This is a genomic window from Pantoea vagans (assembly GCF_004792415.1).
GTDB lineage: Bacteria > Pseudomonadota > Gammaproteobacteria > Enterobacterales > Enterobacteriaceae > Pantoea > Pantoea vagans.
The window spans coordinates 2,064,331-2,088,443 of the sequence record NZ_CP038853.1 but is presented as its reverse complement, the minus strand read 5'-3'; the positions used below and the strand labels follow the sequence as shown (position 1 = coordinate 2,088,443).

The window sequence follows — 24,113 nt, the reverse complement described above, 5'->3', positions numbered from 1 at the left end:
CAATAACTATAGCGGGGGATTGGCCGGGCGGGATGATTGCAACGTGACTTTTTATGACTGCGGCTGGGCTTAGCTGAGTACACCGCTGCGCTTAGCCAGCGGGATGCAGACCCCGCTGCCGTCGCAACAGGGTCTGTTATCAGCACTCAGACCTGCGCCATTCCGCCATCGACAAACAGCTCTGTCGCATTGATAAAGCTGGCGGCATCTGACGCGAGAAAAGCAACGGTTCTGGCCACTTCCTGCGGTTTTCCCAGTCGGCCAAGCGGTATCTGCGCGGCCAGCGCATCAAACAGGCCCTGACGCTGATCTTCACTGACCAGACCACCCAGCCCCGGCGTGCGGATCGGGCCTGGACTGACGACATTAACCCGGATGCCGCGATCTTTCAGATCCAGCGCCCACGAACGGGCAAAGTTACGCACCGCCGCTTTACTGGCACTGTAGACGCTAAAGGCCGCTGTACCCTGTGAAGCAGTGGTTGACCCGGTCAGAATCACGGACGCGCCATCAACCAGCAGAGGCAGGGCTTTTTGTACCGTAAAGAGCACGCCGCGCACGTTGGTGCCAAAGATCCGATCAACATGTTCTTCAGTAATCGCGCCCAGCGGCAGCATGTCGCCGCCTCCGGCGTTGGCGAACAGAACATCCAGCCGTCCGGCCTGCGCTGCAATGCGGGAGTAAACGTTGTCGAGATCGTGCAGCTGAGAGGCATCGGCCCGGATACCGCTGACGGTTCCGCCGATTTCAGCGACCGCAGCATCCAGTTCCGCCTGACGCCGGCCGGTAATAAATACCTGCGCGCCCTGTGCCGCCAGTTCCCGTGCGGTGGCCAGGCCAATTCCGCTGGTTCCGCCTGTTACCAGCGCAATTTTTCCTGCAAGTGATGCGTTCATTAGCGTTTCTCCGAATGGTTGCATTGACTGATTTATCTCTTCCGGTCAGCGGGGCTGCCGGACTGATGGCTAATGTAAGAGAGGAGGATTGACGGATAAATCCGCTAAAATGAAAATGACTATCCATGCTGGTGGATAATAGGGGACGCGAATGGATCAGCTGCTGGCGATTAAAGCTTTTTCACGGGTAGTGGAAAGCGGCAGTTTTACCCGCGCGGCGGACTCGCTGAACATGCCGAAAGCCACGCTGAGCAAGCTGGTTCAGCAGCTGGAAGCGCATCTCTCCGTCAGGCTCCTGCAGCGCACGACCCGACGCGTGACCGTTACCGCGGAGGGGCGGGAATACTATGAGAAGGCACTGCGTATCCTGCACGATCTGGAGGATATCGATGCCTGTTTCAATGCGCTGCGCAGTAAGCCGCGCGGGCATTTACGTGTCGATATCGGCGGATCAACCGCGCGGGATATTCTGATCCCGATGTTGCCTGACTTCTTTGCCCGCTATCCGGACATTACGCTCGATCTTGGCGTCTCCGATCGCCCGGTTAACCTGATTAGCGATAACGTTGACTGCGTGATCCGTGGCGGTCCCCTGGCTGACTCTTCACTGGTCGCCCGACTGATTGGTCACGCTACGCTGATCACCTGCGCGACACCCGCCTATCTGAAAGCGTCTGGCGTGCCTGCCTATCCTGATGAACTGCATAACGGGCACCGGCTGGTGAGTTACCTTTCGCCGCTAACCGGTAAACCGTTTCCGCTACGGTTCGAACGGCAGGGAGAGAAAGTTGAGATCATCAGTGCGCATCGTATTGGCGTCAATGAGAGTAACGGGCATCTGGCCGCGGGGCTGGCAGGGCTGGGGATTATTCAGACGTTCAGCTATTCGCTGTCGTCGATTCTGCGGCGGGGTGAGATGGTGGAGATCCTGCGCGACTGGCGTCCCGCGGGTTATCCGTTTCATCTGGTCTATCCGCAAAACCGGCACGTGACGCAACGATTACGGGTCTTCATTGACTGGCTGGTGTCCAGTTTTCCGGCTCGTGTCGCGGGAGAGGGGAATCCGGCACCTGAGTGCCGGACGGTCATCAGTTGCCGCGATAGGTTGAGTAACCAAACGGGCTCAGCAGTAATGGAATATGGTAATGCTCACCGTTCGCTTCCATGTTGAACTCAACCGGGATCTCCGGGAAGAAGGTCTTCTGGTTGCTCTTTTTATAGAAGTCACCGGTTTTAAATACGACGCGGTAGCTGCCTGCGCTGGCCGTTTTATCCTGCGGGAACAGGGCGCTGATACGACCGTTGTTATCGGTGACGCCTGACGCCAGCTTCACCCAGTTATCCTGCTGTTTCTGATCCAGTTCAACTTCAATACCGGCTGTTGGCTGGCCCGTCTGCAGATTAAGAACGTGCACGCTCAGCGGGTTTTTCGCGGCAGCCGGCTGGGCTGCGATAGCGGATGCGCCAGAGGTCATCAGTAATGTAGCAATCAAAGCATATGAAGTTTTCATCAATGTTTCCTTTATTGACTGTTGAGGTCGGGTGACAGTGCTGAGAGAGTAATGTGCCTGTGCCGAAAGCGGTATTTACCCGAAAGAAATGTGAAATTTCCGAGAGAGGATAAATATCGGTAAATTAGTTACATCATACAAAAGATCTTCCAATCAATCATTCAGCTGTCGTGCGTTAACGGCCTTTCAGCGTAATCAGGTCAACAGCTTAAACACCGGCTCAATTCAGTACTGAAAGCGGGGCGGGTAATCACTTAACGCCGTTTTATATGACGCGCATCAATAAGTTACAGAGAGCACTAATGAAAATAGCCAGAGCGCTGCTACTGCAGCGCCGCTCTTCTTTTGTCATCGTTGCTGTTTTGCTCAGGCATAGCAGCGCAGATCAACGCTTACAGGCGCTGCCGGGGATCCACATCATCAATCCGGGCACCAGAGCGATGGCTATCGCTATAACACGTGAACGACCCAACTTTCAGGACAAAACAAGCAATGAGAATGAATAATCTGGCACTGGCCATTATGTTGCTGGCAGGGGCTACCGGCGTTTCAACTGCAATGGCGAATGAGGCCGTTGTCTCTGATAATGCAGAGAATCATGCCAGCGCCAGCGAGCAGGCTGTCAGCGATACTTCGCCAGTATCGGCTGTACAATCTGAATCACAGGCAGGCAACGTGTCAGCAACCAAAACGTCGACAGCGCCTCAATCTGCGCCGCAGCCAGAATCGTCATCTCCGGCCAGTCCGGCACCATCAGCACCGGTTACCGCTCAATCTGACGCGGATTCAACACCGCAAAGCAGTAAAAAAGACAATGCAACAGCAGCGCTGACATCTGACTCTGCGTCATCATCACAGAACAATGAAGCGCCGGCTACCGCAGCCCCGGAAGCATCAACCGCCACGCCTGCTGCTGTACCACAGAAGCCCGATGTCAAAGAGGCAGCACAGCCTCAGCCAGAAAAAGTAACCTCTGATGCTGAACAACCGGCAGCAGCAAAACAGCCGGCTGAGAGCGCTTCAGGCGCCACTGACACCTCATCGCAGCCACTGGTCGCACCCGACAAGAAAACAACTGATGCCAACAAAGCGGACAAATCCACGACAGGTAACGCTGCAGGCTCTGAAGCGCTGTTTACACCTGAACAGGAAGCACGAATTGGAGAGGTGGCTAAAGCATATTTACTTAAACATCCGGAGTTACTGATTGAAGTCGATCAAAAACTTCAGCAGTTGCAGCATGAAGAGCAGCGTAAAGTCATGACCAGCGCCGTTTTGCAGCATCAGGATGCATTACTGAATGACAAATCCGTGCCTTCAATCGGCCCCGCCGACGCAAAAGTGGTGTTTACAGAGTTCTTCGATTACCAGTGTAGCGTCTGTTCGCACCAGGCCCCGGTGATTAAGTCGTTAATGAAGAACAATCCTCAGGTACGTTTTGTTTTCAAAGAATGGCCTATTTTTGGTTATCGCTGGAAACCCTCTCTGAAAGCAGCCGAAACGGGTCTTAAAATCTGGCAGCAGAAGGGCGGCGATGCTTACATGAATTATCATGATGCGCTATTTGCCACTAATCACACTGAAGGCCAGTTGACCCAGAGCGATATTAACAAAGCGGCTTCAGCAGCCGGTGCCAGTAAGTTAAAAGCCAAAGATGAACAGGAGATGCTTAGTATCCTGGCGCGCACCGATGCACTGGCGCAAAACCTGGGATTCCAGGGAACGCCTGGCATGATCGTGATGCCAGCATCAGGTGCATCAATGGATAACGTGACAATTTTCCCTGGCGGCACGGATGAAAAAGCGCTGCAGGATGCTATCAGTAAAGCATCCGGTCAGCAGAAAAAGTGATTGTGTCTTGTTCTGACGTTTGCTGATTTAAATTTTATCCTCCTGAACCTACCGGAAGGGCTGCAGCAGCTCTTCCGGTTTTTCTTGCTGTATACGTCTGACATTGTCTTTATTAAATTATCACCCCTTATATCATCAGCCTTTAGTATTCATTTTTTATGCATGACGCTGACGCGTTTAAATTTTATTTATGCTCATTCTTTCAGTCGCACTGGTCTGAAAACCTGTTCATGCTTATTAAAAATAAACGAAACAAAAACGAACCCGGTAAAATTCAGGTTAAGCCGGAGGGTCAATGGTGTTTATTTTAACTGATATTCTCGCAATATGTATATTCAGATGAATTACCTTTCCATTTAAGTGTTTGATATTTATTGGTGTTGCGCTGGTTATTAAATACACATATTCCTTATTTTTGATGAAAGTTAATCTTTGCTGGCTTATTAAGTCAGCGATGCAGGGTTTGTCATCTGTCCAACCAGGTTTTATACTCGTCGACATTCCTTCTGGCCCTGGCGCTTTATCAAAGCCAGATAAATGAAATAAACGTATACGTAACGGAAAAAACTTCAGGCTGGCGATTTTAAAAAAACATCTCAATCAGTTTACCTGTATCGAATTTTAGTGTTTTTCAATCTTTCCCTGCACCTTTAATAAGTGGCAGGGACAGGGCACGTCATAATTCTCACGGGGCGGAAAACCGGGAGAAACGTGAAGTTGTGTTGTGTAGTTACAGAAACTTTAATCAAGGGATATATAATGAAAATGAAAAAACTGGCTGTAATCATGAGCACCGCTGTGGCATTTTTTGCAGGTGTGGCGCATGCTGATACTCCAATCACAGTTAACGGCGGTACGGTCCATTTTAAAGGGAAACTGGTTGCAGCACCGTGCTCAGTCAGCACAGACACTGACAATCAGGAAGTTAAGCTGGGCGAATACACCACCCATCATTTCAAAACTGCCGGTGTACTTGGCTCGATTGTTCCTTTCCAGATCAAACTGGAAGATTGTGACATCTCTGTTGCTAAAACCGCTGCAGTGGCTTTCTCAGGTCGTACTGATGCTCAGGATCCAACCTTACTGGCTGTAGATGAGGATCTCTCATCCTCAAACAGCGGCACCGCAACAAATATTGGTATTCAGGTTCTGGATAATACCTCTGCCGTCGTTAAGATGGATGGTTCTACCTTTACGGATAAAACCACACTGATCAATGGTGAAAATATCCTGAAATTTGCGGCGCAATATAAATCAACTGGCGTAGCAACAGCAGGTGATGCAAACGCTGACGCGAACTTCATCATGCAGTACAACTAAGTTTTTCGCCCATTTTGTTCGATGCCTTATTGGGCAGAATGGGCATTTCTTAGAGACTGAATATATGATGCGTCCTGATTTTACCACCTTGCTCGTCGGATTATTTCTGACTTCCTTCGCCGGATATGGCGCTGTGAAAAATTACGATGCTGAAATAACAAGCGGGAAATTACACATCCACGGAAAGGTTATTGCCGGAGCATGTATTGTCACCTCAGACCATGCGGATATGCATGTTGATATGGGGAACTTTACGTTACACGCCTTCAGGCATTCGGGTGATATCACCACAGCAGCGCGGCCTTTTACGGTTTACTTAGCCGACTGTAAAAGTGAAATCAGTGGTGGCGTAAATATTTCCTTTTCAGGAGCGGCGAACCCGCTAATGCCGACCCTTTTTCAGGTGGCCTCTGATGATGAGAGTGCGGAAAACATCAGGCAGGAAAGTGAAGATAGTCATGTCGGATTATTAATCTCCGATACACAAGGGAAACAGATTAGACCCGATGGGGCACCCGTGATGGTGCGTCAGGCGAGTGGAAAGGATACGGAAATTCATTATATCGCACGTTATCTTGCCTCATCTTTACGTGTTCATCCTGAAGAACTGCATAGTGAAGTTCGTCTGAATATCGCGTACCCCTAATCTGAACCCCTTAAACAGGTCAAAACATCATGCTGAAAAAATCATTAATCTGTGCGGCCATGCTGGCAGCCTGTGTATTTAACCCGGCTCATGCGGGCGGTATTGCGCCAGGTGCTACCCGAATTATTTACCCGGAAAATGACAGCCAGGCATCGTTATCTGTCACCAATAGTGATGGACATGAACGCTATCTTATTCAGGCGTGGGTAGAGGATGAAAATGGACAACGTGTAAAAGATTTCATTGTTACGCCGCCGCTGTTTGCCGCTGCACCTAAAAGTGAAAACAATCTGCGTATCGTTTATACCGGTGCGGCTCTGCCCAAAGACCGGGAAAAAGTGTACTGGATGAATGTGAAAGCGATCCCGGCGGTTAATAAAGACGCAGTGAATGAGGGGAATACTCTGCAGCTGGCTGTGTTGTCCAGAATGAAGCTTTTTATGCGACCGGATGGCTTACCGATTAGCGAAATGGAGTCGGCCAAAAAGATTGGGTTTCAGGAAAGAGCAGGGCAGCTGACCATTGATAACCCGACGCCATATTATCAATCGCTTGTGAATATCAGCGTGGGGAATAAGAAATTTGAAAACACAATGGTTTCTCCCTTCGGACATCTCACCCTTTCATTGCCAAAGGGTGTTTCCGGAAACGTTCGTTACCAGACCATAAATGATTATGGTGCTATCACTGCGCCACAAAGCAGCGGTATCCATTAATCCATTGCCACGATTTCCTCTTTTTAAACGCTCAGGGACACGATAATGCGCCACCCGGTATTCAGCAGATCGGCTCAGGGGAAAATGCCATTTTTTCGGTATTCAGCTCTTGCCCTGTTTGTCGCGCTCTCTGGTTCTGCTCATGCTCAGGACTGGTTTAACCCGGCCTTTCTGACGAAAGAAGGCAATGAAGTTGCCGATCTTTCTCGCTTCGAAAATGGCTCAGGGCAGCTTCCCGGCGTTTATCGCGTTGATATCTGGCGCAACGACGAATTTGTCACTACCAGTCCACTGCGCTTTGTCGCCATTGCTTCTCAGCCTCAGACCGGCACCGCGCCTGCAGTCGTAAAATCGGACGGTACAGGGCTGCAGCCTTGCCTGACAGTGGCATGGCTGAAACGGCTGGGCATTCATACTGAAAATCTGATGGCGTTAACGGCAACAGATAACCAGGATCAGTGCATAGATTTCGCTAAAAGCTTTCCGGGTGCTACCTCATATTATGATTTTTCATCGCAGCGCCTGACGCTGACGTTCCCTCAGGCTGCACTAAGAAACAGTGCAGAAGGTTATATTCCGCCAGAGGATTGGGATGAGGGTATCAATGCAGCGTTGCTGAATTACACGCTGACCGGCAGCAAAGGTGACAGAAACAGCAGTTATTATCTGAACCTGACCAGCGGTTTAAATATCGGAGCATGGCGGCTCAGAAACAACGGTGCCTGGAATTACGCCGATTATGCTGATGGCTACCATCAAAGTCAGTGGCAGAATATCTCTACCTTTGTTGAACGCACCATCATTCCATTTAAAAGCGAACTGGTTCTGGGCGACAGTAATAGCTCAGGTGATATCTACGAGAGTCTGGGTTTTCGTGGCGTCCGGCTCTACTCCTCAGATGCGATGTACCCCAACAGCCAACAAGGCTATGCGCCAGCGATTCGCGGTATCGCTTCCGGACGATCGCAGATTACGGTGCGGCAAAATGGCTACGTCATTTATCAGAATGTGGTGCAGTCTGGCGCATTTGAGATTAACGATCTGAATGCAACGTCTTCAAGTGGCGATCTTGAAGTTACGATAAAAAATGATGCTGGATCGGTACAGAAATTTGTTGTGCCATACTCCACGGTGCCACTACTTCAGCGTGAGGGACGCACTAAATATGATGTCGTTGCCGGTCGCTATCGCAGCGGCCTGGCGGGTAAAGAGGCGCCATTATTTGCACAGGGAACGCTGGCCAGAGGACTGACAAATGGCACCACGCTTTATGGCGGCAGCCAGATTGCCAGAAATTATTTCTCAATACTGACCGGAATTGGACGCAACCTCGGCGACTGGGGCGCGGTATCGGTTGATGTCACCGCAGCCCGCAGTCAGCTAACAGATGGAAGCACACACAACGGCCAGTCTGTTCGTTTCCTTTATGCCAAATCGCTTAATCATACCGGCACCACGTTTCAACTGCTGGGGTATCGCTATTCAACGCGCGGCTTCTACACGCTGGGTGAAACCGCATGGGAAGCGATGAACGGCTATCAGAATGAATGGAAAGATAATGGTGACGGGCGCGGTCCGCAGTTTGAACCTGTCAGTTACCACAATCTTCTGAATAGCAAGAAAGGGCGCTTCCAGCTTAGTGTTTCGCAGCAGATCAGTGATTGGGGATCGTTAAACCTGAGCGCCACACATCAGGATTACTGGAACAGTAATGGCAGTGATGAATGGTATCAGGCTGGCTTCTCCAGTGGCTGGCACGGAATTAATTATAATCTGGCCTATTCGCTCAGCCGCAGTAAGGGTATGCCAGAAACAGATCGGCTTATCTCACTGAACATTTCAATTCCATTTGGGCGCTGGCTGGGCCATGACATGGCCGAGCATGAAGCGCTTAACAGTATGTATGCGACAGCCCAGGCTAACCGCGATCAGAATGGGGTTACTCAAATGCAGACCGGTGTAACCGGTACTCTGCTGCAGGGAAATAACCTCAGCTACAGCGTCATGCAAGGCCACAGTAACCGGAACGGCAACAGTGGCAATTTGAATGTCAGCTGGGATGGATCAGATGCCAGGGCAAGCGGTGGCTACAGCTACAGTAATGGTGACCACGCAATGAACTGGGACATTTCAGGCGGCGTCATTGCCCATGCCAACGGTATTACACTCAGCCAGCCGCTTGGCGATACCAATGTGCTTATCAAAGCACCGGGTGCGAAAGGTGTGCGGGTAGAGAACGAAACCGGCGTCACCACCGACTGGCGTGGTTATGCAGTGATGCCTTATGCCTCCGTTTATCGTAGCAATCGTGTTGCTCTGGATGTGAAAAGCCTGGATATGCATACCGAACTCGACGACACCGTTCGTGATGTGGTGCCGACTGAAGGGGCCATTGTGCGGGCAGAATATAATACGCATGTCGGACTCAGGGCTATTTTCAGCCTGATACACGACGGCCATCCCGTGCCTTTTGGAGCCTCAGTGACAGAGAAAACAACAGGTGCATCCAGCATTGTGGGTGACAGCGGCGAAGCCTATCTGACTGGCGTGAAACAGAAAGGCACGCTCTCAGTGGTATGGGGCAGCGGTTCAGCGGATAACTGTACTATTCCTTATCAGCTACCCGCAGAAAGTGAAACATTACCTGTCGCACGCATGACACTTAACTGCATTGCCATGGTGAAAAACAGTAAATGAATACATCCCCGTTAATAATGCACAGAAAGCCAGGCCATTCTGCATTAACGCTTTTAACTTTATCGTTACTGGCAGGCAGCGCACCTGCCTTTGGTTACAGTTACCATTGTACGGCACAGGGTGGAACGCACAATTTTGTAATCAACAATATCCAGCAGGATATTTCGGATAAAGATAAGGATAAAGCGGGCACCATTATTATGGATGCGACCGATTTTCAGGGGCAGGGCTCCTATACTGGTCATTGCGACGAGCCACCTTATCCTTTTACAGCAGAAGCCTATGCAACCGCAGTGAGTCCGCTTCAGCCCTCAGAAAAGATCGGCGACACTCAGTGGTACAAACTGAATGACTATCTTGATGCTTCCTTTCAGGTTTTTGTCGGAGGAAACAGTCAGACCTATCCTCAGGTACCCTTTTACGATGCGTCAAATAAGCTTGCGATGAACCGCAGTCAGATGAGCAGTGGCTGGGGAACCGGCAACAGCGGTAAAATCTCGTTACGGATCCGTAAACCTTTTATCGGATTTTCGCAGTTCAGCGTTCTTGCATTGCAGACCTATTTAAATACGCAACCAGGCATTCAGGTGAGCGGTGAGGCTATTGCCAGCGTAACCCTTGGTGGGCAGATTATCATTCCGCAGAATTGCGAATTCACCCCAGATAAGATTATTACCATTGAATTCGGTAATATTGGTGCCTCTGCTTTTGCTGCTGCAGGTGCGGGTAATAAGCCTGCAGGAGTGAATCCGCAGACCCGCAATATTGGTATTACGTGCAAAAATATTGATGCCCAGGCGATGCTTTCCTTAAGACTTGAAGCGAGCAATGTCGCCAGCAACGCCATTGTTTCAGATAACCCGGATCTCGGTTTCGTTCTGGCCGACAAAGATAAAAAGCCGTTAATACCTAATAACGCGGAGAGTAAAATTCCTTTTCAGCTTGATGGCAATGCCTCAGCAACCGTTCCAATAACGGCCTGGCCCATCAGCATAACGGGTAATAAACCGGCTGAAGGAAAGTTTACCTCCGAAGGCTATCTTCGGGTCGATTTTGACTAAGGCGGGAAGGGAATGATCATGAATCAGTCAGGTCATCGCGTAGTGCCAAAAGCGACACTGCTGGCCAGTGCATTTGCACTGTTCTTTTTTCAACCCTCTCAGACGGTCGCCGCAGATGCGCTGGCACAGATTAATATTCATCTTTCGGCAACCGTAGTCGCGGTTGGTTGTACGGTCGATCCGGTTGACGTCAATAAACCGGTTTACCTTGGCGAATGGCAGACAAAGCAGCTGGTCAAAGCGGGGCAGACAACCAAAGCCGTGCCGTTTACTATTCATCTGACCGGATGTACAGCTGACTCTGCAAAACTGACGTTCACCGGTACTAAAGACACGACTGACTCAACGCTGCTTGCAGTTGATGGCAAAGATGAGAATGCCGCTTCTGGTGTCGCGATTGAGATTCTGGACAGCCAGCATAATCGTATACCGATGGGCGCGGATACACCGTCAGCGGTAATTGATACCAACGGTAATGGCACGCTGGATTTCTGGGCTGATTATGTCTCGACTGGTGAAAATAACGCAAAGCCGGGTGAGGCGAATGCCGCGACGCAATTTACGCTGACTTATTATTGATGCGGAATTTTCAGACCGCAGGGATGGCGTTTGCTCGGGTTCTGACTCGACGATATACACGCTTATGTCGGGCCTGATTAAAAAGGGTAACGGATGTTAGTCAGAGTGATTGATCAGAACAGTGTGATAGTGATGAGCATCGCTATCAGTGGACGCACTCAGGTTTATAACGATCGTAATAACATCCGGCAGGGAACAGAAGAACACAGAAGAACGAGGATAAAACGGATAACCTAATACCTTATTTAACATAATATACATTATGCGATCTTTAGTGCGTACCTGATTATGATGCCCGGACATCCCGAAAATGGCTGGATTCTGACGGCTGGATCCGCTTTACCACCCAACTTATCTCTTTCATCAAACACGGCTGACATTCTGGATTGTTTATGGGCCGCTGTCATTATCAGGTTTCCCTTCATGTCCTGAAAGCAATACGTCCCTTTTTGTATTATGACTATTTCAGGGCTACACCTGATCACTCCGCAGCACTATCGCCACTCTATCCGGTCGCAACGTCAATACGGCGATCATTTCACTGCTGAGTCTGCGCCCCAGGTTTCCATGATGACGTCATCCCTGAGCTTTGTGTTATTACAATGAAGTTATGGCTTCACATTCCCAGGCAAAACGATCTTCACAGCTCGCTGCACTTTGCTGGCGTTAACGTCTGGCAAAGAAAACGTTGTTATCCTGTCGCTTCTGGTTCCAGCCTCGCTCCCCGACAATCGCCATCCCTTTCTTTTACGCACTCTGGCTTTCAGGACACATCAACAGATTACTGCCCGCAAAATGGCAACGCTACGTGAATTCTGAGACGCCCGCGTGGCTCATGGACCGCAGAATTAACGACAGCCCATCATCTTAACCATAGCCTCTCGCCTGATTTCAGGAAATCCCTACAGCTACATGACATCTGATTTCAGGCACGTTAAAGTTGCGGGCTTCGACGGATTCCATGATGAAAGAAAATGAAACGCTTATTTGTTTACGGCACGCTCTGTCCGGGCCGCGAGAATGCCCATATCCTGGAAAACATTGGCGGACAATGGCTGGCCGGTTCGGTGAACGGAACCTTTTACGAGCGTGGCTGGGGTGCGGCGGCGGATTTCCCGGGCATCGTTCTGGATGAGCATGGCCCCGATGTGCCGGGCTATCTGTTTGTCTCTGACCAGTTGGATGCGCACTGGCCGATGCTGGATGCGTTTGAAGATGGCTATGATCGCGTCGAAGTTCGCGTCTCTGCCGGGGATAATCAGCATTACACCGCGTGGATTTATCAGCTCCAGCCACAGGGAAACAGTTAGCCCGCTCAAAGATGCGTGCGCCCTGTTCTTATTACTGGCTTCAGGCGCAGCGGGATGCGCGTCTGAGCTGGGGTGTGTCTGTCGCTGTCTGACAGTAAATAGTATGCAACACACTGATTTTAAATCGGTATAATGCCAGGTTAACTCACCGCTCCGTTATCTCTGCTTTTCCCCTCAGCCCTGCCTTTTCTACTGACAGACCAGATAAACAGGCACTATGCCTGCTCTTTTTTAAATAAAGAGCTATTGTATGATGTAACTAAAATACACTTCCTTTATATCTTCCGGTCGCTGTTCACGTCTCTCTCTACGCCACCAGCGACTCTTCTACGCTTCATTCCGGCCAGCGCTGATGTGGAAACAGTGAAACCCGAATATTAAACAGATGGATTAACGGTGCGACTGCAACACTCTCCTGTCGCGCAATCGGCTCCAGCCGCAGCAGTAACAGGTCCAGTTCATCCAGCAAATCCTGATGTGGCGTTAGCTGTAGCGACTTCATCTTGCGTTTCAGATAGAGCGCCAGCTCGTGAAACATCTGTCCACTCTCAATCCGATGCCCTTCCAGCACCTCTCGATGACGTGCGTAAAAATCATAACAGTTCGCACCCAGCCAGGTTTCAGTAATCAGATAGCCCCCCACCACAATATCCGGCACCGGATCGAGCCGTTTGCGCGGCAGAATCACGTTCACCCTGTCGAGCATCCGCGCAATAAACTGCTGGCGTGACAGCAGCGTGGCGGAATTGCGCTCCACCATTTTGATAAACCCTAACAGATCGCGCAGTCCGCGCTGCACCGCTCTTCTGGCAATCCAGGACGGTCGTTTGTTACGGATCAGCGCCGTCAGCACCACCGCAAACATAATCCCCACCATCGATGAGATGGCTGCATTCAGAGTGACGATCAGATTCGGGACATAGTGATGGCTCAGGCCGATAAAGCCAGGGATCTGAATGGCGACACTCAGCCCCACCATATTGGTCGCCGGATTAGCGATGATCAGACTCAGCAGCATCAGACCCGGCAGCAGACAGATCATCAGCGCCTGCAAAGTATTGGCCTGCGGGATCAGGAAAGCGATATAGAACAGACTGACCACCAGCGCAACCATCACCCCTTTTACGAACAGTTTCATGGGGGTTACCGGGGAATCAACACCGGCAAAGAATGAACTGATGATCGCCGCCATCAGAGGCGCATTTGCACCGTCAGCCCAGCCGCTGCCAATCCAGAACAGACTGGAGAGAAAGGTCGCCAGAAAAGCGGTCAGCGCAGAGAGCCTGAGCAGCCCCTTGTCGATGTGCCGGTGTTCCCGGATATTGCGGATCGCAGCCCCATCCCCGTGGCTATAGAGATCCCCGGCGCGCGCACTGACATTCTCAAAGGCATCGGCAATACGGACAAAGTTGGCCAGCCGCTCGAGCAGGCCAATCAGCAGCAGGCTCTCTTCGGTGGCCAGCTGCCCTGCCCGCCATTGATTTTCCAGGGTAGTCTGACTGGCGGCAATCGCCTCACGCAGTCCGGCGATATCGTTTATCCGGTCATGATGCAGCCACAGCAGAAATTCCTGAAACACGTCGGTGACGCACTGTGGAAAACGGATATTCAGTTCGGCCAGCACGCCCAGCCGTGACTCAATCGCGGTCAGGGTCGGCAGCAGATAGGTCAGATGCTGATACTGCACGCTGACCAGACGAATGACATTACGCGCCGCTTCGCCTTCATAGACGCAGTGGGTCAGCAGCGTTTCAACGTTCAGCGGATAGCCCGCCATCTGAATCAGGATATCTTCCCGCTCCAGCGATTTGTTCTTTGCCATCCCGCTGATCAATTCATCACAGAGTTTGCGCGCGTTCTGAAACCAGAGATTGACGCTCTGCCCCAGCAGATGGTGCATCGACACCGGGAACACCAGCCGGTGAACCAGCGTGCTGCAGAGGATCCCCAGCGTGATCTCCTCAATACGTGAAATCACGGTATTGATGATCGCCGACGGCGTATCCACGTCAGGAAAGCCCATAATCGCCGCGCTGTAACCCGCCAGCATAAAGACGTAACTCTTCGGCGTGCGGTCATGCAGAGAAAGATACAGGCAGACCGTCACCCATAGCGACACACAGAGGCTGAACAGCACTGGCGACTGCACGGTTTCAGGATAGATCAGCAGAATAAAGATGCCGCCGAGCAGCGTGCCCATCAGACGAAACAGCGATTTCGAGACGGTCGAGGCGGCATAGAGTTGTGAAGTGACAAACACGGTGGTCAGCGCCCAGGCCGGTTTTTCGAAGTTAAGTAACAGCGCCACAGAGAGTGCGATAAACGCGGCAAGGGAGGTTTTGCAGGCAAACAAAACCGCGTTTTTGGTAAACCATTTCATCGAATGAGAGCAACCAGGAACTTTCTTAGGCGCGTATCCTGACAGAAGCGCCTGCGTTTTACTCTCAGTTAAATTTTACAAATTATTACCGGCCTGAGGCGGCCGGTAACAAGAGATGAGTGTGCGATTCTGTTAAGCACGCAACTGCCTTAGCGCCGTGTCAATGCAAGGCGAATTCCCAACCCGATAAAGGTGGCACCCACGACGCGATCCAGCATTTTTCGCAGCGTTTGATTTTTTGCCACAGCACCTGCAGCACCGCCGGCCAGAATGGCAAACAACACATCAATCATGACGCCAATCAACGCATAGACCATTCCCAGCACCAGAAATGAGATCACATGATGGTCGCCCTCAATCACCACAAACTGAGGAAAGAACGCGATGAAAAACAGCAATACTTTGGGATTGGTTATTGAAGTAATGAAACCGCGCAGCATCAACCGTCGGGTTTCGACCTCAGCCATATTGCTCTGAACGTCCAGCGGGCGCTCGTTACTGACGCCAAAGGTTGATAGCATCATTTTAGCGCCAAGATAGATAAGGTAGGCCGCGCCGATATATTTAATGACCGTGAACAGCAGCGGTGAAGCCGCAATGAGCGCTATTAAACCCAGTGCACTGGCAATAGCATGCGTACAACTGCCCAATGCCACGCCGGTCGCCGAAAGGATCCCGGCGCGTCGTCCCCTGACCATACTCTGACCGATGATATAGGCGAGATCAGGACCAGGCGTAACACAAAGCAGCACGACCGACGCGACGAACAGCGGAAAATGCACAATATCCAGCATCAATACTCCTGAGAACAGGCAGATTTACGATTTAATTAACTTATCAGGCCAGACAGCATTGTCCAGAGCGAATCAATACCTTACTGCCGCACCAGCGCACGCTGCTTATCCAGCAAGAAAGGGCGCAGATACCCTACCGTGTTCGAGAGCAAAATCACCTCCTCCGGCAACCGGATTTTCAGTACGTCGGTCAGATAGTCTCTGCGGCGGGTCATACGCTGCCAGACTTCCGGAAAACGGCTCGCCAGCTCATTACGCAATGCCGCATCTGCCAGTCCGACCGTATCTTCGATACTGCAGCCACCATAACCCGGTACCGATGGGATGATATCAATCTGCAGCAGCATTCCGCTCTTCAGGGTCACCGCAGAATCGGGATAGATGGGCGAGCTCAGCCACTCTTCGTCAGCCACCAGATGCCCCGGATTGAGATGCCAGCCATACTGCGCTTTGGGCAATACCGTTTCGATAAGCGTATAGAGTTCGCCGCCGGTGATCCCGATCCGCAACTGCTCCAGCCAGCTGACGACCGCGTGATAATAAGGAATGGCCAGCCGGGTTAACCAGTCAGAAACGTTACACTGTAACTCAGAGGCCTCGCTGACGACATACGCAGAGCGGCTGGTCAGGCCGCCTTTGTAGCCGACCGTCAGTGAGAGTTTGTCGCCAGTTGAAATCTGTTTGTCTGACGGATAGAGCCGGGCATGGGCGAAACGATCGCCCGTTGCGGCGATAGTGACGACGCTGTTTGACTGCCCTTCTGCATTCAGCCGTGCGCCCAACGCCTTCTCTGTGACGCCCGGCGCAACGCTATCCAGCGCAGCCAGCATCGCGGTTGACGCCAGATTGGCGCCAGCCTCATAAAAGGCGACTTCATCGGCGCAGTTAACACAACGCGCACCGTGATCTGGCGAGATAAACAATCCGGTGGCGTTAACCAGATGCACATCGCCACCCGTCGCCTGAGCCGCTGCGGTATAAACGAACTGCGGGAGATCAAACAACTCATGCTGACTGCCGGTAAACAGCTTCCAGCCCACCAGTCCGGTGCGTTCACCCGCCTTAATGCCTGCTTCTGTCAACAGCTGATCCAGCGGCTGATCCCCATGCATTGGCTGATTGGGCAACGAAAACACCGGCGCATGCAGACAGCGTCCCGGATTGCGGGCAAAAGGCACCAGCTTGAGGTTCTCATTGCCCATGATATAGGTAAGCCCGCCCTGCTGATTCACCACCAGCAGCGCCTCCTCAAAACGCGGAATAAATCCCGCCAGATACTCAAAGTTACTGCCGTGCTCTTTGTCGGCATAGATAATCAGCTGCGTAATCTGCTGCTGCTGCATCCGCTGAATAATGGCAGCCAGACGGCGATGCAGTGTGTCATCAGACATTATCGGGCTGGCGGCACCGGGAAAAGTCGGCGGTGAAGGGATTATTTTCAGGGCATAGCGATTGGCATCCATAACGCACTCCAGCAGCCAGATTGATGTGATTGTGATTTCCGTTCCCAGGGTAAACCTAATGTTTCTCCTGTACGGTGCAACCATCACACAACTTACTCGTTGCGTGTTATCAAAAGATGGACATTCCCTTGTAACGATTTTGCCTGCCTTGTGCAGGCTTTTTTATTGGTGACGTGCCGCTGCGTGGAACAACATAACGAAAGCCCGCATTAAGCGGGCTCTTTGTATCATTTAACAGGCACGCCTGCATTCTCCAGCGCTTCCGCCTTTTCGGGGTACAACTCCGACGTTCCGGCGTTCATAATCACCGCGCCACAGCGAATACAGTGATCGCCCTTCACATCCGGCACGACGTCATCGGGATTACCCGTATTAAGACTGACGTCACGCGTGGCGTAAACAAACGCCTCTCCTTCACATCCCGGACACTTCATACCCTTACTCCCTTGATAAGCCTGTCAGATAATCATAGCTGACAGGCGGTTTGCCAGAGAGTGGTCAAAGGGCTTTTCAGGATAGTGCCAGCTCATACCCGCCATCAATCGTTATGCCGTAACCGTTCCAGCATAATCAGTGAATGGCTGAAGATTGCATCCGCGATGTGCTGCGGGAAATCGGCCGGTAAGGCCTCGCGCACTGAGACTACCGCCTTTGGAAACTCACGGACGAAGAAGTCAAAGATCTGCTGCAGGCTGTCACGATCAAAATTCACCTGCTTCGCCGTGGCGATAAAATGGCGCGGAAAGATTTTGTCGATTTCTGTCTTCTTTCCCTTAGTGGCACGCAGCCCCATCGCCAGTTTGAGTGCACGCCTGTTCAGGCCGGTACCACCCAGCACCGGATAAGCGGAGATCACATCATAAAAGGGTGTCAGTCGATAACTGCCGCCGCGCTCGATAAACAGCGAGAAGTTTTTAGCGTGACCATCGGTTGCGCCCGTCAGCCACTGAAACACCTGGAACATCATAAAGCGATAGCGATCCTCGATGGCATTGCTCGATCCCATCAGTATCTGCATTATTTCTGCGATGCCCGGCCCGCCGTCCGACTCATATTTAGTCGAGGATGGCAGCCCCAGCGCCTGACAGAAATCCTCCTGTGGCAGACGAATCAGCCGGGTCCGGTCGCGCGACCAGCGGCGGTCAAAGCGCTCAACGGCCAGGGCGCGCATCTTACCGGCCCGGATAATCGTCGCCTGCGGCACATCAATACCCAGTGCGCGGGCCAGCGCCAGACAAAGATATTCGTTCTCTACGCTTTCACGCATATCCAGCGTCGCGGCTGGTTGTTTAATCTCACCGATTGGCAGCTTGATAATGTGCGAGGTGGGCGTGGCGCCGGCAGGAATGCTCCAGCCCTCTTCGGTCAGCAGCAGCGCCGTTTTCTCCTGTGCGCCCGCCACCGAAATGCGGAAGTCGGTCTCTTCACGCAGCATCCCCAGCGGGATATCGGACTGATAGGCTGACAGCACGCTCTCGAGCCGGGCTTCATCCAGCACCTCATAGCGAGCCTGCAGTGCGGGCAGCGGCATATCGGGCGGCAACAGCATGGTCGCCCCGACGCTGTCACGTCCCACTTCCTGCAACAGGTCAAACGGCTGACGGGATTTAATCTGGTAACGCGCCACGATCCTGTCACGAATCAACGGGCTATCCGGCAGCAGGTTATCGAAGAAGTTAATTACGGCGTGTGAGGTAATCGCCTTAACCTGCAACGGCAGAGAAAGTGACAGCGGCCTGGAGAGCGGGTTACTCAGCCAGCCGGTGTCATACTGAAACTCATGAGCGCCATTCCGCTGCCGGGTAAGCACGCCTACCCGCTCACCGTTCATCCACGCATTCAGCCTTTGCATTACCATTCATCCTCATCATGCAACTGAGACGCACTGGCCTCCTCTTTTTCCACTACGTCCAGACTCACTTCCAGCGCCTGTAAAAGCTTAAACAGCGTGGCCAGCGAAGTACTGTCAGGCGAATTTTCAAAGTGAGAGATGGTGGCCTGTTTCAGGCCCACCTTTTTTGCCAGTTCACTCTGGGTCCAGCCATTGCGCTGGCGGATAAGCTTTAGCCGGTTTGCCAGCTGTAGCGGGCTGTATATCATGGGGTGACTCCTTCAGGATCACAGGCTGTAAGCATAGCGCAGAGGGGTTATCCTCGGCAGGGTATAAAGCGCATTCTATACCCTACAGAGGATAATATGCAAATTATACCCCATAGAGGATAATGCCGTAATTATCCTTTATAAGGGATAAAGACAATACATGGCTAGCAGAGGAACAGGATGAGCACATTTACCCTTACCCATCAGCAAAACGACGACGATTGGGAAGAGTTACTGGCAGGATTAGGGGCTTACAACCGGCAATTTATCAGTCGGGAGAACTGGGGCCCGCTGTCGGTTTCTCACCGGGATGCAGAAGGTATATTACGGGGTGGATTGATCGCCTCGCGCAAAGGAAACTGGCTCTGCATTGATTATCTCTGGGTGGATGAAACGCTGCGTGGCAGTGGTCTGGGTCGTGCGCTGTCGGAAGCGGCGGAACAGGAAGCAGTTAAACTGGGCTGTCTGTTTGCGCTGGTGGATACCTTCAGTTTTCAGGCGCTGCCGTTTTATCAGAAACAGGGTTATCAGCAGCAGATGTCCCTGCCCGATTTTCCGCAGGACGGAATGCAGCGCCACTATCTGACGAAAACGCTACGACCTGCGGAATCACGCTGACCCTGGAACAGTCAACGTGACAGGGTCACTGAGCTACAAACCAGCAATGCGCCGGAGGTCCGCTTCGGCGCCGGGTGCCACAGCAAGCACCTGCGCCCCTTTAGTGATGCGGTCGCCTTCAATGTTAAACGGGTGGTACCAGCCGCCTGCCTCTTTCACCAGGCAGTAACCCGCCAGGCAATCCCAGGCGTGCATATAGGGTTCGTAGTAACCCACGACCCGACCAGCCGCCACCCAGGCAAGCATCAGCGCGCCGGAGCCGATGCGGATGAAGTTACCACCCGCCGACAGCAGCGCCGCCACAATCTCGCCCACCTGCTGCGGACTGACATAGCTGTTAGCACCAAAACCCGTGACGTGGTTTTGCAGCGTGCGCGCAGGATCGACCTGCAGACGACGCCCGTTCAGCGTCGCGCCCTGCCCCAGTGCCGCCACATAGCACTCCTCATAGGTGGGCGCAAAAATCACCCCGATGACCGGCACATCGTCACGCAGCACCGCAACAGAAACACACCAGTTTGGCATTCCATTGAGAAACGGGCTGGTGCCATCGATGGGATCGACCACCCAGGTGTAATCAGAGGTTCCCGCCTGCAGTCCCGTCTCCTCGCCAAGAAAGCCATCATCGGGAAACGCATGCCGGATGCGGCTGGCGATCAGCTGCTCGACGTCACGGTCGGCTATCGACACCACATCCTGCAAATCGTACTTAGTCTCTACCACCAGCGTGTCGCGGCGGTTGAAGTAAGATAGCGCGGTCGCGCCACCTTCGCGTGCCACGGCTTCCGCTAACGCCAGTCGCGCCAATATTTCCTGCGATTCCATGCGAACTCCTCGGATTAATCAGATTAACGGGCAATCAGGGCTAAACCCTGCGGCTTAAAGTTGACGCCAACCGTGGCGGCGAGCGGCAGACGCTGTTCCATTTGTGGATCGATAATGAACAGCGCGCCCACCTCGGTAGCGACTTCATATTCGATATGATCGCCCAGCCAGGTGCTGTGGATCACTTCACCCTGCAACGCGCCCTGACCGTCGCCGGACAGCGTAATAAACTGCGGTCGCACCGCCAGCTGGGCACTGCCGGTTTTTGCACCGGCACCCCGCACCCGGAAGCGCTGATTTCCCAGACGAACCAGCGCGTCATCCGCATCGGCCTGTTCTACTTCACAGGGCAGAATGTTCGCCTCTCCCATAAAGTCTGCGATAAAGACCGAGTTGGGCGAGTGGTAAAGCGTCTCCGGCGCACCCTGCTGGGCAATATCCCCCTCTTTCATGACAATAATCTTATCGGAGACCGCCAGCGCCTCCTCCTGGTCATGGGTCACGTAGACGGCAGTGAACCCGAGCCGCTGCTGCAGATCACGAATGTCAGTGCGCACCCGCCGGCGCAGACGCTCATCAAGGTTCGACAGCGGCTCATCGAGCAGCAGCACCTGCGGTTCCAGCACCAGCGCACGCGCCACCGCAATACGCTGCTGCTGTCCGCCAGACAGTTCGGACGGCAGCCGCTGGCCCTGACTCTCCAGTCCCACCAGCTTCAGCCCTTCGCGCGCCCTGTCCTGCGCCTCGCGTTTATTCATGCCCCCGGATAACAGCCCGTAAAGAATGTTGTCGAGGGCGTTCATATGCGGAAACAGCGCGTAGGACTGAAACACCATCGCCACGTCGCGCTCGTTGGCGGGCAGATGGGTCACCTCTTTGCCGCCAATCAGAATCCGCCCCGAGGTGGGATGCTCCAGCCCGGCCAGCAGCCGCAGCGTGGTGGTCTTGCCGCAGCCGGATGGCCCGAGCAGCGTGACCAGCGTGCCCGGCTCTACGGTAAGCGACAGATCCGGCACCGCGGTAAAACCGGCAAAACGCTTCGCGACATGTTCAAACACCACCGATCCGGCGTTAATGGTCGTCATACGGCTCTCTCCTGAGTCAGCGTGGATACAGAGGGTGCGGCAACGATCACCGCCGGTTGGGCTGCACGGCGCAGGCGACGTTCGCCCACCAGCAGCTGGAACAGGCCAATGATCAGCAGCATCACCACGATCAGTACCGAGGAGTAGGCAATCGCGACGCCATACTCTCCGTTCTCCACCAGCCCGACAATGTACGAGGTCGCCATGTTGTACTGCGCACTGACCAGGAAAATCACCGCGCTGATCGAGGTAATCGCCCGCACAAAGGCGTAGACCAGCGCGGCGCTGATCGCCGGTTTGAGCAGCGGCAGCACCACTTTGCGCAGCGTCCGGAAACTGTTGGCGCCCAGCGTCAGAGACGCTTCATCCAGGCTTTTATCCAGCTGGCTCATCGCTGCGATACCGCCCCGCACGCCGACCGGCATATTACGGAAGACAAAACAGGCGATCAGGATCATCGCGGTGCCGGTGATCTCCAGCGGCGGCAGGTTATAGGCCATCACATAGCTCACACCTATCACCGTGCCGGGAATGGCAAAGCTCAGCATCAGCATGAATTCAAAGGTCTGACGGCCGGCAAACTTCTGCCGCACGATCAGCCAGGCGGTCAGCAGCCCCACAATGGCAGTGAGCGGTGCGGCAATCAGGGCGATTTCCAGCGTGGTCCAGAAGGAGTTCCAGGCGACGCCACTCCACACCAGCTGCCCCTGATTCACGCTGATGCTGAAGGCGCGGATGTAGTGATCCAGCGTCAGGTTGTTATTCAGACCCCACGACTGCACAAAGCCGCCAATCATGATCATGCCGTAGATCACCAGGGTGAAGAGTCCCCACGGAATCACCATGCCATAAACGCTGTAACGTACCGGGCGCGGCAGCATCACATGACGGCCGCCGTCGCCCTTGCCGGTCACGGTGGCGAAGCTTTTGCCGGAGAGCCAGACGCGCTGCACCAGAAACGCAGTCAGGGTAAAGCCCAGCAGGATCATCGCCAGCACCGCCGCGCGGCTCGGGTCGTTCTGTGCGCCGACCACGGAGAAGAAGATTTCCGTTGAGAGCACGCCGTGACTGCCGCCCAGCACCATCGGGTTACCGAAATCGGCCATGCTTTCGATAAAGCTGATTAAGAACGCGTTGGCCAGACCTGGCGCCATCAGCGGCAGCGAGATGCGGGAGAAGGTGCGCCAGCGGCTGGCGCGCAGGGTCTGCGACGCCTCTTCCAGTGACGGACTGACCCCCTCAACCACGCCAATCAGCACCAGAAACGCAATGGGAGTAAACGACAGCACCTGGGCAATCCAGATGCCGGTCATGCCATAGAGCCAGCGACCCGGCTCGATGCCGAACAGCGTCGCCAGCGATGCTGTCACCACGCCGGAGCGGCCAAACAGCAGGATCAGCGCCAGACCGATAACAAACGGCGGCGTGATAATTGGCAGAATGGTCAGCATCCGCAGCGCTTTTTTATAGGGCAGCGCCGTGCGCGTGGCCGCCAGCGCAAACGCCAGGCCCAGCAGCGTGGAACCACTGGCGGTCATCAGCGCCAGTCCCAGCGTGCGCCAGGCTGTGCCGCAGGTGCCGCCGGTGAAACAGGCGAGGCTCCAGATGGCGGGGTCCTGCATATTGGCAATCAGTCCATCCGGTTTAAAGCTGCCGTCATTATCCTGCACTGAGGCGACAAACAGGCTCAGCACCGGATAGAGCACAAAGGTCGTCACCAGCGCCACCAGCAGCACAATCGACGCCACCACAAAGGCATCGCCTTTCAGCACGCCGCGCTCCGCCAGGGCAAAGGCGAAGATCAGCAGAAAAACGGTCAGCAGCAGCAGTGCGCCCGCGCCCATCGCCGGTTGCCCCTGCGCCAGCGGGCCAAAGAGGTTCTCCAGCCACAGCCAGTTCCAGCCACTAAACCCAATGGCATGCCCTTCCAGCACCAGAAACAGGATGCCCGCCACGCTGAACAGCAGCAGCAGCGTGCTGCGCGTGCGTCCTGGCGGCAGGAAGACGCTGGCCGCCGAGAGCAGACACAGCGCCACGGCGATGCCCAGCCAGCGGTGCAACGCGAGCTGTCCCAGCGCTGGTGCGTTGTTCTCATCGCCCCAGAAGCTGAACAGCCAGTCACCACTGAAGACGCCCTGCTCCAGGCTATACCAGGGCAGCAGCGTCAGCGCGACGGCACCCGCCAGCAGCGCGCCGATTAAGCGACGATTATGCGCATTCATAAATCACCTCCATCAGGAAGCGGACATCAGGCTTACGCC

The 24,113-nt window shown here is 53.4% G+C and carries 22 protein-coding genes; 11 read left to right on the top strand and 11 right to left on the bottom strand.

The features are described 5' to 3' along the window. Positions 1 to 146: 146 nt before the first annotated feature. Positions 147 to 896, bottom strand: coding sequence for an SDR family oxidoreductase (locus EGO56_RS09700; RefSeq protein ID WP_135908789.1), 750 nt, complete (start codon positions 894 to 896; stop codon positions 147 to 149). Between the two features lie 151 nt (positions 897 to 1,047). Between EGO56_RS09700 and EGO56_RS09695 the strand changes: the two genes are divergently transcribed. Further along, positions 1,048 to 2,067 carry a LysR family transcriptional regulator gene (locus tag EGO56_RS09695; protein WP_238348960.1) on the top strand — a complete coding sequence of 340 codons (1,020 nt, stop codon included), beginning with the start codon at positions 1,048 to 1,050 and terminating at the stop codon, positions 2,065 to 2,067. On the opposite strand, the gene uraH is transcribed toward EGO56_RS09695, so the two are convergent. Beyond that, a complete protein-coding gene (gene uraH, locus EGO56_RS09690) occupies positions 1,985 to 2,407 on the bottom strand; it encodes a hydroxyisourate hydrolase (RefSeq protein ID WP_033732693.1) in 423 nt (140 codons plus the stop codon). The two genes, EGO56_RS09695 and uraH, sit on opposite strands and share 83 nt — an antisense overlap. Before the next feature lie 302 nt (positions 2,408 to 2,709). Between uraH and EGO56_RS09685 the strand changes: the two genes are divergently transcribed. From EGO56_RS09685 to EGO56_RS09645, 9 genes are all read left to right on the top strand, one after another. Next, a complete protein-coding gene (locus EGO56_RS09685) occupies positions 2,710 to 2,913 on the top strand; it encodes a hypothetical protein (protein ID WP_135908786.1) in 204 nt (67 codons plus the stop codon). Then, positions 2,900 to 4,258, top strand: a complete 1,359-nt coding sequence (locus EGO56_RS09680) for a thioredoxin domain-containing protein (protein ID WP_238348959.1) — start codon at positions 2,900 to 2,902, stop codon at positions 4,256 to 4,258. The genes EGO56_RS09685 and EGO56_RS09680 overlap by 14 nt, the downstream gene beginning before the upstream one ends. Positions 4,259 to 5,017: 759 nt before the next feature. Then, on the top strand, positions 5,018 to 5,578 hold the full coding sequence (gene fimA / locus EGO56_RS09675) for a type 1 fimbrial major subunit FimA (RefSeq protein WP_135908785.1): 561 nt from the start codon (positions 5,018 to 5,020) through the stop codon (positions 5,576 to 5,578). After that, positions 5,538 to 6,224: a fimbrial protein gene (locus tag EGO56_RS09670; RefSeq protein WP_135908783.1), complete on the top strand. Its 687-nt coding sequence runs from the start codon at positions 5,538 to 5,540 to the stop codon at positions 6,222 to 6,224. The genes fimA and EGO56_RS09670 overlap by 41 nt, the downstream gene beginning before the upstream one ends. 29 nt (positions 6,225 to 6,253) lie before the next feature. Further along, entirely contained in the window at positions 6,254 to 6,940 is a 687-nt protein-coding gene (locus EGO56_RS09665; protein WP_135908781.1) for a fimbria/pilus periplasmic chaperone, read from the top strand. A gap of 84 nt (positions 6,941 to 7,024) precedes the next feature. Further along, positions 7,025 to 9,637, top strand: coding sequence for an outer membrane usher protein FimD (fimD, locus tag EGO56_RS09660; protein ID WP_167493429.1), 2,613 nt, complete (start codon positions 7,025 to 7,027; stop codon positions 9,635 to 9,637). Beyond that, positions 9,634 to 10,698: a fimbrial protein gene (locus EGO56_RS09655; protein ID WP_135908777.1), complete on the top strand. Its 1,065-nt coding sequence runs from the start codon at positions 9,634 to 9,636 to the stop codon at positions 10,696 to 10,698. The genes fimD and EGO56_RS09655 overlap by 4 nt, the downstream gene beginning before the upstream one ends. An 18-nt stretch (positions 10,699 to 10,716) precedes the next feature. After that, positions 10,717 to 11,277 carry a fimbrial protein gene (locus EGO56_RS09650; protein ID WP_167493428.1) on the top strand — a complete coding sequence of 187 codons (561 nt, stop codon included), beginning with the start codon at positions 10,717 to 10,719 and terminating at the stop codon, positions 11,275 to 11,277. 974 nt (positions 11,278 to 12,251) lie between these two features. Beyond that, positions 12,252 to 12,587, top strand: a complete 336-nt coding sequence (locus EGO56_RS09645) for a gamma-glutamylcyclotransferase family protein (RefSeq protein ID WP_135908773.1) — start codon at positions 12,252 to 12,254, stop codon at positions 12,585 to 12,587. Between the two features lie 334 nt (positions 12,588 to 12,921). Here EGO56_RS09645 and EGO56_RS09640 read toward each other — a convergent pair whose 3' ends face one another. From EGO56_RS09640 to hipB, 6 genes are all read right to left on the bottom strand, one after another. After that, positions 12,922 to 14,967, bottom strand: coding sequence for an FUSC family protein (locus EGO56_RS09640; protein ID WP_135908772.1), 2,046 nt, complete (start codon positions 14,965 to 14,967; stop codon positions 12,922 to 12,924). A 149-nt stretch (positions 14,968 to 15,116) separates the two neighbouring features. Beyond that, positions 15,117 to 15,761, bottom strand: a complete 645-nt coding sequence (locus EGO56_RS09635) for a LysE family translocator (protein ID WP_135908770.1) — start codon at positions 15,759 to 15,761, stop codon at positions 15,117 to 15,119. Positions 15,762 to 15,841: 80 nt separating this feature from the next. Further along, the gene (locus tag EGO56_RS09630; protein ID WP_135908768.1) at positions 15,842 to 17,224 is read right to left on the bottom strand and encodes a M24 family metallopeptidase; all 1,383 of its coding nucleotides are present in this window, start codon (positions 17,222 to 17,224) and stop codon (positions 15,842 to 15,844) included. Positions 17,225 to 17,451: 227 nt separating this feature from the next. Beyond that, a complete protein-coding gene (locus EGO56_RS09625; RefSeq protein WP_013357880.1) occupies positions 17,452 to 17,658 on the bottom strand; it encodes a type II toxin-antitoxin system MqsA family antitoxin in 207 nt (68 codons plus the stop codon). Positions 17,659 to 17,762: 104 nt separating this feature from the next. Further along, positions 17,763 to 19,076: a type II toxin-antitoxin system HipA family toxin gene (locus EGO56_RS09620; protein ID WP_135908766.1), complete on the bottom strand. Its 1,314-nt coding sequence runs from the start codon at positions 19,074 to 19,076 to the stop codon at positions 17,763 to 17,765. Further along, positions 19,076 to 19,324, bottom strand: coding sequence for a type II toxin-antitoxin system antitoxin HipB (gene hipB / locus EGO56_RS09615; protein ID WP_135908764.1), 249 nt, complete (start codon positions 19,322 to 19,324; stop codon positions 19,076 to 19,078). Before hipB ends, EGO56_RS09620 begins: the two co-directional genes overlap by 1 nt. A 180-nt stretch (positions 19,325 to 19,504) precedes the next feature. Here hipB and EGO56_RS09610 point away from each other — a divergent pair, with 180 nt between their 5' ends. After that, the gene (locus EGO56_RS09610) at positions 19,505 to 19,942 is read left to right on the top strand and encodes a GNAT family N-acetyltransferase (RefSeq protein WP_135908762.1); all 438 of its coding nucleotides are present in this window, start codon (positions 19,505 to 19,507) and stop codon (positions 19,940 to 19,942) included. A gap of 33 nt (positions 19,943 to 19,975) precedes the next feature. On the opposite strand, the gene EGO56_RS09605 is transcribed toward EGO56_RS09610, so the two are convergent. The 3 genes from EGO56_RS09605 to EGO56_RS09595 are packed head-to-tail and all read right to left on the bottom strand — an operon-like array spanning position 19,976 to position 24,074. Continuing rightward, positions 19,976 to 20,767: an inositol monophosphatase family protein gene (locus EGO56_RS09605; RefSeq protein ID WP_135908760.1), complete on the bottom strand. Its 792-nt coding sequence runs from the start codon at positions 20,765 to 20,767 to the stop codon at positions 19,976 to 19,978. A 23-nt stretch (positions 20,768 to 20,790) separates the two neighbouring features. Continuing rightward, positions 20,791 to 21,852, bottom strand: a complete 1,062-nt coding sequence (locus EGO56_RS09600; RefSeq protein ID WP_135908758.1) for an ABC transporter ATP-binding protein — start codon at positions 21,850 to 21,852, stop codon at positions 20,791 to 20,793. Continuing rightward, positions 21,849 to 24,074: an ABC transporter permease gene (locus EGO56_RS09595; protein WP_135908756.1), complete on the bottom strand. Its 2,226-nt coding sequence runs from the start codon at positions 24,072 to 24,074 to the stop codon at positions 21,849 to 21,851. Before EGO56_RS09595 ends, EGO56_RS09600 begins: the two co-directional genes overlap by 4 nt. Positions 24,075 to 24,113 lie beyond the last annotated feature (39 nt).

Coding starts and splice junctions, on each gene's coding strand:
- EGO56_RS09680 (WP_238348959.1), top strand. CDS start 2,900: ATGAGAATGAATAATCTGGCACTGGCCATTATGTTGCTGGCAGGGGCT.
- EGO56_RS09625 (WP_013357880.1), bottom strand. CDS start 17,658: ATGAAGTGTCCGGGATGTGAAGGAGAGGCGTTTGTTTACGCCACGCGT.
- EGO56_RS09665 (WP_135908781.1), top strand. CDS start 6,254: ATGCTGAAAAAATCATTAATCTGTGCGGCCATGCTGGCAGCCTGTGTA.
- EGO56_RS09700 (WP_135908789.1), bottom strand. CDS start 896: ATGAACGCATCACTTGCAGGAAAAATTGCGCTGGTAACAGGCGGAACC.
- EGO56_RS09605 (WP_135908760.1), bottom strand. CDS start 20,767: ATGGAATCGCAGGAAATATTGGCGCGACTGGCGTTAGCGGAAGCCGTG.
- EGO56_RS09610 (WP_135908762.1), top strand. CDS start 19,505: ATGAGCACATTTACCCTTACCCATCAGCAAAACGACGACGATTGGGAA.
- EGO56_RS09600 (WP_135908758.1), bottom strand. CDS start 21,852: ATGACGACCATTAACGCCGGATCGGTGGTGTTTGAACATGTCGCGAAG.
- EGO56_RS09635 (WP_135908770.1), bottom strand. CDS start 15,761: ATGCTGGATATTGTGCATTTTCCGCTGTTCGTCGCGTCGGTCGTGCTG.
- EGO56_RS09685 (WP_135908786.1), top strand. CDS start 2,710: ATGAAAATAGCCAGAGCGCTGCTACTGCAGCGCCGCTCTTCTTTTGTC.
- EGO56_RS09630 (WP_135908768.1), bottom strand. CDS start 17,224: ATGGATGCCAATCGCTATGCCCTGAAAATAATCCCTTCACCGCCGACT.
- EGO56_RS09670 (WP_135908783.1), top strand. CDS start 5,538: ATGCAAACGCTGACGCGAACTTCATCATGCAGTACAACTAAGTTTTTC.
- hipB (WP_135908764.1), bottom strand. CDS start 19,324: ATGATATACAGCCCGCTACAGCTGGCAAACCGGCTAAAGCTTATCCGC.
- fimD (WP_167493429.1), top strand. CDS start 7,025: ATGCCATTTTTTCGGTATTCAGCTCTTGCCCTGTTTGTCGCGCTCTCT.
- uraH (WP_033732693.1), bottom strand. CDS start 2,407: ATGAAAACTTCATATGCTTTGATTGCTACATTACTGATGACCTCTGGC.
- EGO56_RS09650 (WP_167493428.1), top strand. CDS start 10,717: ATGAATCAGTCAGGTCATCGCGTAGTGCCAAAAGCGACACTGCTGGCC.
- EGO56_RS09595 (WP_135908756.1), bottom strand. CDS start 24,074: ATGAATGCGCATAATCGTCGCTTAATCGGCGCGCTGCTGGCGGGTGCC.
- EGO56_RS09620 (WP_135908766.1), bottom strand. CDS start 19,076: ATGCAAAGGCTGAATGCGTGGATGAACGGTGAGCGGGTAGGCGTGCTT.
- EGO56_RS09695 (WP_238348960.1), top strand. CDS start 1,048: ATGGATCAGCTGCTGGCGATTAAAGCTTTTTCACGGGTAGTGGAAAGC.
- EGO56_RS09645 (WP_135908773.1), top strand. CDS start 12,252: ATGAAACGCTTATTTGTTTACGGCACGCTCTGTCCGGGCCGCGAGAAT.
- EGO56_RS09655 (WP_135908777.1), top strand. CDS start 9,634: ATGAATACATCCCCGTTAATAATGCACAGAAAGCCAGGCCATTCTGCA.
- EGO56_RS09640 (WP_135908772.1), bottom strand. CDS start 14,967: ATGAAATGGTTTACCAAAAACGCGGTTTTGTTTGCCTGCAAAACCTCC.
- fimA (WP_135908785.1), top strand. CDS start 5,018: ATGAAAATGAAAAAACTGGCTGTAATCATGAGCACCGCTGTGGCATTT.